Here is an 11712-nt window from a genome sequence, read left to right on the forward strand (position 1 = left end):
CATGGACAGCCCCACAATACGGCACAAATAGATTTCACGTCCCGAGCGAAAGGCTACATTCAGTTCTCAGCAGCCATTGGAACAAGCTTTGCTTATCTTTCTCTTCCTATCGGAGATCCCTTGATACGGGACGCTTTCCCCATTCCAAAGACGGATGACGATGAGTGATCGATTAGCGACAAATTATTTGGGACTTGAACTTCGCAGCCCGGTGGTGGTGGGTGCTTGCCCACTGACGATGCAGCCTGAAACGGTACGGCAATTGGTCGACGCCGGCGCAGGAGCGGTCGTCCTCCCTTCGATGCTGCAGGAACAGATCATTCATCGCGACATGAAGCGTTCGGATCCGCTGAAGGCGATTTCACAAAGTGGTTACCAGCCTCAGCAGGATCAATACAACGGCGGAGCGGAGGCGTACCTGGAAACGATCCGAATGCTGACTTCGACAACCAAAGTTCCAATCGTCGCCAGCATCAACGGTTCGTCCACGGGCTCATGGATGGACTACGCCAAGGAAATTGAATCCTGCGGTGCGGCAGCGCTGGAAATGAATGTGCAGCCGATGATCGCGGCTCCGAGCGAAACTTCACAGCAAATCGAGGAAAAACTGTGCGAAATGGTGCACAGCGTCGCCGAACGCGTGACCATTCCGCTCGCAATCAAGTTAACCCAGCGTTACGCCAACCTCGCCTCCATCGCTCAGCAGATCAAAACCGCAGGGGCGAAAGGGATGATTCTATTTACGCATCAGCCACAATGGGATGTCAGCATTGATCGGATGCACTGGACGATCCGCTGGGAACTTTCGCCGGTTGATTCGCTGGGAACGATCTTAGAGGGCATCGTTCGTGCTCGCTTAGGGGCTGACGGCATGTCGATCGCAGCCAGCGGCGGCGTGCGAACGAGCGAAGATGCGATCAAGGCGATGATCGCAGGAGCGGATGTCGTGATGGTGACGTCTGAAATTTACCGCGAAGGGCCCGCTGCAATCGATAAAATCATCCATGGCATCGAACGGTTTGTGGACAATAGTCATTTCGATTCGTTGCGAGCCTTCCAAGCCGCTCGCCCTGAAATTGAACTAGGCCCGGAGCGTTTGATGCGACTGCAATATGTCGATCCGCTGACCCGATCAACAAACTATTTCGATCCGACGCCTGCGGTCTCAACGTCGACGGGCGATTCGTTTGGACATGAAGCAAGCTAGATTCGTCATGACCGCTTACCGCATCGATCGTGCCCCCAGGAAAGCGGTAGACGATTTAACAACAACTCGTGACACCAAACCGTGAAATCAAAATCAATGTCAAAACCCGAACCCGACTCCAAAGCATCCAATCCCGACGTTATCCAGTTTGCAAATTGCCTGAACGATATCGAACACCGGATCGTGAAACGATTGCGACAGGATGCTGAAACAACCGAGGGACGCGAGCAACTGATTCGCAGCACCGGCGCAGGCGACCCGCAATTGATCGAAGAACTTATCGATCTAAGCATCACCGCAGAAGGTTTGATCTCGCTCCGCTTATTCCCATTGGTTTTGGTTGCCTGGGCAGAAGACCGCGCAGATGGCCCCGAGCGAAAGACGGTGATGGAAGAAGCCCGCCGCATCGGCATCCGAGACGACTCAGTGCCATTTGTGTTGCTTGATCAGTGGATGACTCGCCAACCGCCGGGCATCACCGTCGACGCATGGAAACGGTCGCTGCGACTGGACTTCGCGAGGATGTCGCCACTTGCACAGCAGAAACTGATCCGCATGACCGAGAAACAGATGGTCGCCGTAGCCAAAGCATCCGGCGGCATTTTAGGGTTAGGCAAAGTGTCAAAAAAAGAACGCATCTTGATTGACCATTTAGTATCCACAATGGAAGAGCAGACCCACTCGTAACCACCTTCGCGCTCGCCACAAACCCCGCGGCTACCCGGGCTGCCGGTTTCGCAGCTGATTAGGGGCTTTGGCGCTGGCAGGTCCCTGTTTGCTTCCGCCGGGCTCATCCCGGTCAGTGCAACAACTGGCAGCTAACTCAATGCCCACCCGCACCCTAGCGGGATGTGAAGTTTATTAGTGGCAAATGATGTCCCCAGCGTGAAGACTGCAAAATTTTTGCAATCAATTATCGATGCGACAACGAACACCTGGCCCACCCGGACTGCCTCACGAATCCGCGTAGCCTTGTCTCTCCGAGACGAGGATTCCATAAGCACCAAGCCAACGAGTGTTCAACGATTTAGTCGCAACCATTTAGGGCACACGAAAGGGGAGCGTTGAACGGTCCCTCCGGAACGGCATTTGCGTTGATATCAAAAAGTTTTGAACCGCAGCTCCAAAGGGTATACTTGACCAATGTCTTGACATCGAGCGGAAGCGGCGCGCATAAAAGCACGGTTCGTGCAGATGAGCACATGCCGTCGTCTCGAATAGATCTCTTGATTCAAGTTTGCCTTCTCGTCGCACCGTCACCCAAAGCAATTGCAAATGCCATCATCGCCAGCTAAGCCATCGTCCAATGGCGAACCGACGAAACGAAAAAAGAAGTCCAAGGGTACACGAACGACCGCCGGCGGCGACACGCCTCCCGACCTAGCATCCGAAGGTATCGAAAAGTTTGTGGTCGATGAATCGATCGATGCGGCTCAACAATCCAAGATTACCGCTGTCCAAGACATCATTGCCAAGACTCCTCCGCATGACATAAGCACTTTGGCAAAAACGCTGGAAGTGATCATTGGCGGAGCTTCGGCGGAGGATGCAACCGTTCTTCGCAATGCGCTGCTAAAGCAGTCACCGTCGATGGGAAATCGTCGACATAGTGGGGCGGACGAATTGCTATCCGATAATTGGCGAGACGGCGGATATCCCTATCGCAACTTGATGTCGCGAAAATCCTACGAGAAACAGAAGTACCACCTACAAGTTGAATTGTTAAAACTGCAAGCGTGGGTGAGAAGTTCAAAACAGAAATTGGTCGTGCTATTTGAGGGCCGTGATGCGGCCGGAAAAGGGGGGACGATCAAACGGTTCATGGAACACCTTAACCCCCGTGGCGCGCGAGTCGTCGCACTGGAAAAGCCGACGGAGGTTGAGAGCGGACAGTGGTACTTCCAACGCTATGTCCAGCACCTACCGACCGCAGGTGAAATTACGATGTTCGACAGGTCGTGGTACAACCGTGCGGGCGTTGAAAGAGTGATGGGATTTTGCGAGCAGGATGAATACGCGGAATTCATGCGACAGGTGCCTGAGTTCGAACGCAACCTAGTTCGTAGCGGCGTTCACTTAGTCAAGTTTTGGTTCTCGGTCAGCAGCGAGGAACAACGGCGGCGATTCAAGGAACGAAAAGCTCACCCGCTAAAGCAATGGAAGTTGTCACCGGTTGACCTTGCGTCGCTGGACAAGTGGGACGATTACACGCGAGCCAAAGAAGCGATGTTCTTCTATTCGGACACGCATGACGCGCCGTGGACGGTCGTGAAATCGGACTGCAAAAAACGTGCACGACTGAACGCCATGCGATACGTCTTGCACACCATTCCATACGAGAACAAGGACCTGGACCAGATCGGTCCTGTCGATCCTCTGTTAGTCGGTCGAGCAAACATCGTTTACGAACAAGGTGAACGGCCAACGATTGAATCGTCTCGCTAACCAAAGGCCGGGTTTCTTTTTGCACCACCAGCGTGTGGCAAAGTGGGTGTAGCCAGTCAATCAGGACGCGACCGGCAAAAGGTTCCGCAGCTCCGCCTAACTCGCAGCTCCGCCTAGCCGTAGCTACGCCTCTCCGAGGCGGAGACCCAGCAAGCACGAGTCTCGGAGAGACTCTACTACGTGCCAGCGCAGCCATTTCACTCCGCCTAACCCTCGTAGCTCCGCCTCTCCGAGGCGGAGACCCCAGCAAGCACGAGTCTCGGAGAGACTCTACTACGTGCCAGCGCAGCCATTTCACTCCGCCTCCACCTCGTAGCTACGCCTCTCCGAGGCGGAGACCCCAACAAGCACGAGTCTCGGAGAGACTCTACTACGTGCCAGCGCAGCCATTTCGCTACGCCTCACCCTCGTAGCTACGCCTCTCCGAGGCGAAGACCCCAGCAAGCACGAGTCTCGGAGAGACTCTACTACGTGCCAGCGCAGCCATTTCACTCCGCCTCCACCTCGTAGCTACGCCTCTCCGAGGCGAAGACCCCAACAAGCACGAGTCTCGGAGAGACTCTACTACGTGCCAGCGCAGCCATTTCACTCCGCCTCACCCTCGTAGCTCCGCCTCTCCGAGGCGGAGACCCCAGCAAGCACTAATCTCGGAATGGGCTATTTAATGGCCTCTTCCAGTTCCTCGATGATGCCGCCTTCTCCAATCGGCTGGTTCACCGATTCAATTTCGCCGGGCCGCCACGTCTTTTTGAACCATGGCTCGAGCGGACCGTACATCCTTAGGATGCAGAACCAGCTTTTATCCGGGTTGGTGGCAAGCCAGTTGCCTTCTTTGCCCTCGGGGGCTTTCGGCCCAAAGTAGACGTCGTAGGAACCGTCCGCATTCTTCTTCATGCCTTTGGTCAAGCTGCCGACAGTGGGGAAAAGCTGGCTGGTCTGCAACTGGCAACGGGTCTGAGTGTCATAAATCGTAACGGCCCAGAAATTGTTCACCGGCACGTTCGGTGGCAGATGCAGCTTGTAGGTCTTCGAACCGTCGAAGGGTTGGTCTTTACTATCCAATACTCCCAAAGCGTAATCGGAACCTTCTCCCACATGAGGTGTCGCCATCGCAGGAGTCACCCCGCCAGCGTTGTAGTAAAAGAGCACTCTCGCATCGAGGTTCATCGCACCATCCGCTTGAAAGGAGGTGTTCTTATTTGCATAGGCGGTCACCCAATTACTGTTCGTACCAGGATAGATCTTCACTCCGGAGATACGCGTATCGTAAGTAATCGAACGCCCAGCGGCATTTCCTAGCAATGCCGCCTCGGTTAACAGCTTCTTCATTCGCGCGTCAGGATTGAAGGGCTGTCCCTTGACGATGCCGATGCTGGCCATGTATCCACGCACCTCTGGACCAACCGCATCGATCGGCTCGGCCTGAACGATGTTGTTCAAAATCTCGTAGTATTCCAAAGTGCTCGGGAAAATCGTACTAAACGATCGGCCGGACATATTGACCAGTTCTGTCGGTGCTGGATTCGCGGCATCCTTTAACGGATAAACTTTCAGTCCGGCTTTGAAGTTCTCAACGGCCGCCTCAAGCCCATCCTTGATCGAGCCGCGCAAGAAAAGGAAGTTCCGATTCGTGGGTGGCTTCAGGATGTAATATCCCTCGGGGATTTCGCCGGTGTAGCCAGGAGGAAGGACCAGGTATTTGCCACCCTTGCCCTTATCCGGACCGGTGACCCCCATGTTGCCGACGAATCGCTGCCAGGCATCATCAAGAAAGCCCAACATGCCCGGCGGGATTTCGATCACCGTCGGACCATCCTTTGCCAGATCGGTGGGCGCGTAGGCATACATTGTGGATGTATTGGAGGTGATGACCGGCGTCCGGGAATCCATCAACTGTTCCCAGATGGCGATCTTATTCGGCGCATCGGCCCCTTGCTCGGCCATCCCAGCAAGGACACTGTAGATGGACACCGCGCCGACGTTGTCAAGGTAAACCCCAAGGGCGCGCGAACGGGTCAAATAGTCATAGACACGATCGTTGGTATCGCCGATCGGCACACCATCGAAGAATTCCAGTTCGCCAGCAACCGTCTGGACTTTGTCCGGGATCGATGCCGCTTTCGTTTTTGCAGCTTCCCGGTCAGGGTCGTCCTGCCCGTAGGCGGTCGCCATGGTCAGCGCGCCGGTGAGTGCGAGGGTAATGATTTTTGTTTTCATTGGTCTGATCAAGTTATGGTTCGCGGGGAGTACTTTGTGAAGATGAAGTCGACTTCGTGACTAAGACAAAAATCACTCGCTTCTTTTCTTTGGCGGGCCCGGGAACGTCCAGCTGCCATCGATGATCGCCTGACTCGGTTCATACATGCGTACGGCGTAGTTCCAACCTTCCATGATCGGCAGACAGTTCTCTGTGGTCGTCGGGTCACCACCGAAGCGGATGGTGTAGGAACCGTCGCGGTTTGGCTTGGCGGTCAGGCTATTAAGACTGTAGGCGTTGTACTTGTTTTTCTGGAAGTATCCCTTTTCGTTGTAGAGACTGATCGACCAAAAGCCCTTGACCGGAACATCTTTGACCGTGATTTCATATTTGCCGACCGGTAGGTTCGGTTGCACATTGATATACTGAGCGTCCTTGTCCGGCAGTCCGCCCCAGGCAGATGCGGTGCCAATCATGAAGTGAACCGGGTTCACTTCGGCTTTGGAACCGAAGGTCTCCGTATAGCGTTTCAGTCCCTTGGCCAATTCAAGAATCGCATCAAGCGTCGCCTTGTAGCTGGCTTTGTCGTAGTTCGGCAAAACGAATGGTTCGTCGGATCCCGCGCTAATCTGAATCTGGTCCTGCAGTTTGTGGGCGATCGCCAGATCTGCGGTATCTTCCGGATTCGCAAGCGTGCGAATGACCACGCCTACATAAGGGGTTTCGAATTTCTCGATCGTTAACTCATGCGCCCCCGCACCGTAATAGACTTCATTCACATACCCGTCATTGTTGATCACCATCAACGACATATAGCGTTTGCCGCTATCGGGCATCGTGACCGTCGCACCTTTTGAAATATTAATAACGCCGATGCTGTAAAGCGTGTCCCGGTTCATCCGGATGACATTTTGCTTATCGATCGGCGTCGGCGTCCGATTGCTGTGGACCTGGTTGATGGCTGAAAGTTTAATGATTCCGGCAAATTCGAAATCGGTCTGAGCTTTATTAAAGTTGTCGACGTTGACAACAATGGGTGCCGCCGATTCGCCGGCTGGACCTGATTGTGCGCAAGCACTCGTCGTAATGAGTGCACCCAAGAATGCCAGTGTTAGAGCGTTAAATTTTGTTTTCATGGTCATTGATTTGAATAGGTTTCTGTTTGACATCAATTGCTGAATAGGCGGCTCGGACCAAGTGATCCGAGCCGCGTGGTTTCGAATCGAAAGGCGATTATTTGGATTTCACGATCCCCGGTGGCTGCCAACTACCTTTGCCCGGCGGGAGGACGGACGGGTCTTCGGTCGTCGGCCAGTAGAGCCGCATCACCAGATAGACAGTATCGTTTGGAGCGGGGAGCCAGTTGGCTTCCAAGTCGCCGCCAGGATTCTCTTTCTGAATGTAAAGGGTGAGAGACCCGTCCTCTCCCTTCTTCATATTGGGAATCATCGGTGAATTGATGAGGTAGCGATTGATCGGATTTTCGATCAGATACTGGGACTTGCCATCGTACATCGTGACCGACCAGAAGGCGTTCACCGGCGGGTACTGGCCCGCAGGGAAAGTGATGGTGTAGTTATTTTTACTGCAGTCGAGTGTTTCACCATTGCCATCCACGCGAGTCAGCGGGTAAACGGCCTCGGCGGCACTGTTTCCGTAAAGGCCCGCTTTGGCGGTACCCGAACGCATCAACCAGTCACCGTTGTAGTGAGCTTCGTCGCCAGGAAGAGATCCAATCTGCCAGCCATTGACGTTGGTCATACCGGAAGCCAAGTAAGTGCTAATTTTTTCGTCGCCAGACTTCATTCCTTCGACGATGGCTGTCTGGTGCTCGGGCGAAAGATCCTTCATATCGAAAGTCTTGTTCGGGCCGATACCGATGGTCGCAAGCTTGGCGCGGATGTCCTTGTCCATGTCCGTTTCGGGCACGTACTGAAGCGCCGCGTCAAGGTAGCTCCAAAAGTTCTCCTTAATGCCGGCCGTGGTCGCCGGACTGAAGTCAATTGCCGGGGCGGCGTCCGGTGCGGGTTGTTTAAGGAAGGCGGAAAGCGGCTCCACTTGGTAACCGTCCTGAACCTTGATCACGTTAGGCATGTCTTTCGGGTCAAAAAGCTGCGTGCGGTAAGCAACAAGGGAAAAGGGAGTGGTCGAAGTGAAGACCTTCTTAATGCCCGCGGGCTTTTCGCCTTTCCAGTCGGGCCCGACGACCATATAGCTGCCGGGATCGTTGCCAGTGGCGCGACTGCCGATGTAGCCGTAGTTATATGTATTGCCATCGCACATCATGACGGCGTAATAACGTTCCTTTTCGACCGCAGGAACGGTCAAGACGATCGGCTCGGCACGCAGGTCCAACCAAGCGAAGGAGTACGGCGTATCACTGTTCGGTGTGATGACCGCAGTATCCTTATAGGTGTAAACGCGAGGCTCGTTCTTGAGCTGATTGAACGGGGCCTTGAACTGGCTTCCCCCCTTGTCGACAGCATATTCATACATCACGGCATAGTTCATCACGATCGGCAGACCATAGATAAAACCTTCTTCGGCGAGATCTTTCGTTTCCTCGGGGGAGGGATGCGTCGATGAATCGGCGGTCTTAGTCTTCGTTTGGTCACACGCTGTAAAGGTCAGTGTGACGACTGCGAGCGCAGCGCAGGCGATAAGGTTTGGTTTCATGGTCACTAGGGTTTTTGAGGGAATTCCATTCGGCATTTGCATATTGAAACGCGGGCCAGATCGGTTGCACGGGCCCACGGAGAGCAGCATTTATGTTCCTTTACTTCTCGATTTCCTTTTCAATTTCTTCGATCAGACCACCTTCGCCAATCGGCTTGGCCATCGGTTCGATCTCACCAGGACGCCAGGTTTTCTCGATCCATGGTTCCAGCGGCCCGTACATCCGCAGGATCGTGAACCAGCTTTTGCCGGGGACAGTTTCCAGCCAATTGCTTTCTTTGCCCTCCGGAGCTCTCGGCCCGAAGTAGACATCGTAGGAACCGTCCTCATTTTTCTGGAAGCCTTCACTCTGGCTACCGACGGTCGGAAAAGTCTGACTGGTTTGCAGCAGAGAACGCGTTTGCGTGTCATAAATCGTGACCGCCCAAAAGTTATTGACGGGCACATTGGGCGGCAGGTGAAGCGTATAAGTTTTTGATCCGTCGAAGGCTTTCTTGTCCGCATCCAGATATGCCAGGGCATAATCGGATCCGGCCCCGGCATGGCTGGTCGCCATCGCAGGAGTGACGCCGGTCGCATTGAAGTAGAACAACGGTCGCGCATCCAGCCCCATCATCCCTTCGGATTCGAAAGAGGTGTTCTTGTTGGCGTAGGCCGTCGTCCAAGCGCTGTTGGTGTCGGGGTAGATGAAGACGCCGTCGATGCGTGGCTGATAGGTAATGGCGCGGGCGGTAGCGTTTCCAATGGTCGCCGCTTCGTTTAGCAACTTTTTCATACGGGCGTCGGGCTGGAAGGGTTTCCCCTTGACGATTCCGATGGCCGCCAGTTGACCGCGCAGTTCAGGGCCGATGGCATCAATAGGTTCAACCTGGACCAACGTATTAAGATCTTCAAAGAAGCTGAAGTCACGGGTGACGATGGTGCTATAGCTAGTGCCGGAAAAGTTAATGAACTCGGTCGCAGGAGGGTTACCAGCCTTCGCGAGCGGATAGATCCGCAGCTTCGATTTGATATTCTCTACGGCCGGTGCCAGACCGTGTGCGATCGATCCACGCAGAAACATCAAGTTGTTGTAAGTGGGAAGTTTGACGATGAAATAACCGTCCGGTTCGGGGCCACTGTAGTCCGGCGGGAGCAGCAGATATTTGCCCCCCTTCCCTTTGTCCGGGCCGATCACGCCCAAGTTATCGACAAAGCGAAACCATGCGTCATCCAGAAAACCCAGCATGCCAGGCGGGAGCTCGACAACCAGCGGTCCGTCCGATTTCAGATCGAGGTACGTGAGGGCATATAGGGTCGAGGTGTTGCCAGTCAGGTAGAGCGATTCAGGTTTCAAAAGTTGCTCGGTGATCGTGACCTTGTTGGACGCGTTCGCACCAATGCCCGCATTGCCCTTACGCATGGCATTAAGCGATGCGGCACCCTGATTATTTAGATAAACCTCGACAGCCCGCATCCGGTCCAGATTGTCATACAGTGTGTCGATCGTGGCGTCGTTCGGCACGCCGTCGAAGAACTCTAGATTTCCGATCGCTGTCTGGACTTTGTCAGGGATGGCGATCGATTCCAAAGTCTCTTTAGTGACTTGGGCGAACGCTGAACCGCTGCCAGCCAGGACCATCGCGCTGAGAACACCCCATGTCCGGAGCCATTTTTTGGATGCGTATTTTGTTGTGTTTTTTTTCATGAGACGACGGCCTGAGGTTTCGCTACAAATCGTGGCATTTACATTCGTTGACCGCTGATTGCATTGACCAGCTTGGTAAAGTAATAGCATTTATTATAGCGAGCGGTAATTTCTGCAGCGGAAAGCAAAGCCTAAAAACACGATTGTTTTCTTAACACAAACCACATTTCTCGAAGCGTTGTGATCCTTCAAAAAGCGCCCCCCCTAGCTGCCTTTAGTCCGCGACTTCGTTGCTTCAAGAACCGAAAGGGTTTCCAGTGTCCGTTATGTTCGGGGCGGGTACGCTAACGACAGTTATGCTGTTTTTCGCAGGACCGCGTAGTGGCCAGTGATGGATCTTTAATTTCTGGACCTGTCGGATTTACGCAATGCCTTTCCCCGTTCATTGCATTAATCAGATTGAAGCAATTGTGCCAGACAGTCCAGTTGGCCGGTTCAATTCCGTATCGATTTGCATTCCGCGGTGCAGGACCACCTGCAACCATTTGCCCCCCGTGCGATATCGCACAGCAAGCGACGCATCGCATACTCAATTTATAAAACAGCGCAACTAAAAAACGCACCTCCCTCTGAAACCTGGAGCAATTCGTTGCATCCCCACGTCCTGGTCGATCCCTACCCAGAAGCGTAAGCTCAATGCCATCTACTTCCTTAGCGGAACGGCGCCAGGAAAAACGCCCGCAGATGGCATTGCTCCTAAGCTGACGGGCAAATTCCAACCAACACCGCTAACACGAATCACTTGTGCAAGACGCTGAACGCCACTCATCAGGGGCGAACCGCATCGAAAGGGTTACCCATGGATCGAGTCGCGATTTTTGTGGACGTGCAGAACGTCTACTACACGGTCAAACAGAGCCGCGGATGTCACTTCAATTACCGCGTGTTCTGGGACCAAGTGACCGCCGGCCGAGAGGTCGTGTGCGCCTATGCGTACGCAATCGATCGCAAGGATCCGAAGCAGATTCAATTCCAGCAGATCCTCGAAACCATCGGCTTCACCGTCAAGCTCAAACCCTTCATCCAGCGAGCCGATGGATCGGCAAAGGGTGACTGGGACGTTGGCATCACCATCGACATGCTGGAACAGGCAAGCCAAATCGACGTGGCCGTACTCGCGTCCGGCGATGGCGACTTCGACCTAATCGTCAAGAAACTGCGTGATCCCCACGGCGTGATGGTCGAAGTGTACGGCGAAAAATCGCTCACTGCCGCCTCCTTGATCCAGGCCGCCAACCGGTACTTCCCCATCGAAGGGCCGCTATTACTGTCGTGATCGACCCGACGATTAACGACGCCCAGCGTGCAGCAGCTAAGGGGGACAGACAGTCCACGCGGAATCCTGCCTAGGATTCTCCCGAGACAATCCAGCCAACCACTCGGCGGACGCCACTGCTGACTTATAAGTTTCGCTGTAAAACAACGTTCAACCCTATAAGATTGCCCTCCTTGAATATCTGCCGGTGTTGGTCAATCCAGCCAGAAGCCGGTTGCCCAGTT

The 11712-nt window shown here is 54.1% G+C and carries 8 protein-coding genes; 4 read left to right on the plus strand and 4 right to left on the minus strand.

What is annotated here, in order from left to right; translation table 11 throughout:
• Positions 1-160 precede the first annotated feature (160 nt).
• The 3 genes from FF011L_RS22740 (at position 161) to ppk2 (ending at position 3652) form a co-directional block, all read left to right on the plus strand.
• Positions 161-1207, plus strand: coding sequence for a dihydroorotate dehydrogenase-like protein (locus FF011L_RS22740; protein ID WP_145354256.1), 1047 nt, complete (start codon positions 161-163; stop codon positions 1205-1207).
• A gap of 96 nt (positions 1208-1303) precedes the next feature.
• Positions 1304-1894, plus strand: a complete 591-nt coding sequence (locus FF011L_RS22745; RefSeq protein ID WP_145354257.1) for a hypothetical protein — start codon at positions 1304-1306, stop codon at positions 1892-1894.
• A 588-nt stretch (positions 1895-2482) separates the two neighbouring features.
• Positions 2483-3652 (plus strand): polyphosphate kinase 2, encoded by a 1170-nt coding sequence (gene ppk2 / locus FF011L_RS22750; protein ID WP_145354258.1) that lies wholly within the window; start codon positions 2483-2485, stop codon positions 3650-3652.
• A gap of 657 nt (positions 3653-4309) precedes the next feature.
• Here ppk2 and FF011L_RS22755 read toward each other — a convergent pair.
• The 4 genes from FF011L_RS22755 to FF011L_RS22770 all read right to left on the minus strand — a co-directional run bounded on the left by FF011L_RS22755 (position 4310) and on the right by FF011L_RS22770 (position 10212).
• The gene (locus FF011L_RS22755; RefSeq protein WP_218932819.1) at positions 4310-5869 is read right to left on the minus strand and encodes a DUF1254 domain-containing protein; all 1560 of its coding nucleotides are present in this window, start codon (positions 5867-5869) and stop codon (positions 4310-4312) included.
• A 72-nt stretch (positions 5870-5941) separates the two neighbouring features.
• Positions 5942-6985 (minus strand): DUF1214 domain-containing protein, encoded by a 1044-nt coding sequence (locus FF011L_RS22760; RefSeq protein ID WP_145354259.1) that lies wholly within the window; start codon positions 6983-6985, stop codon positions 5942-5944.
• A gap of 97 nt (positions 6986-7082) precedes the next feature.
• The gene (locus tag FF011L_RS22765) at positions 7083-8525 is read right to left on the minus strand and encodes a DUF1254 domain-containing protein (protein ID WP_145354260.1); all 1443 of its coding nucleotides are present in this window, start codon (positions 8523-8525) and stop codon (positions 7083-7085) included.
• A gap of 100 nt (positions 8526-8625) precedes the next feature.
• The gene (locus FF011L_RS22770; protein WP_246109579.1) at positions 8626-10212 is read right to left on the minus strand and encodes a DUF1254 domain-containing protein; all 1587 of its coding nucleotides are present in this window, start codon (positions 10210-10212) and stop codon (positions 8626-8628) included.
• A 799-nt stretch (positions 10213-11011) separates the two neighbouring features.
• Between FF011L_RS22770 and FF011L_RS22775 the strand changes: the two genes are divergently transcribed.
• Complete coding sequence (locus FF011L_RS22775; protein ID WP_145354261.1) at positions 11012-11488, plus strand: LabA-like NYN domain-containing protein; 477 nt, start codon at positions 11012-11014, stop codon at positions 11486-11488.
• Positions 11489-11712: the final 224 nt, after the last annotated feature.

Source organism: Roseimaritima multifibrata, from assembly GCF_007741495.1.
GTDB lineage: Bacteria > Planctomycetota > Planctomycetia > Pirellulales > Pirellulaceae > Roseimaritima > Roseimaritima multifibrata.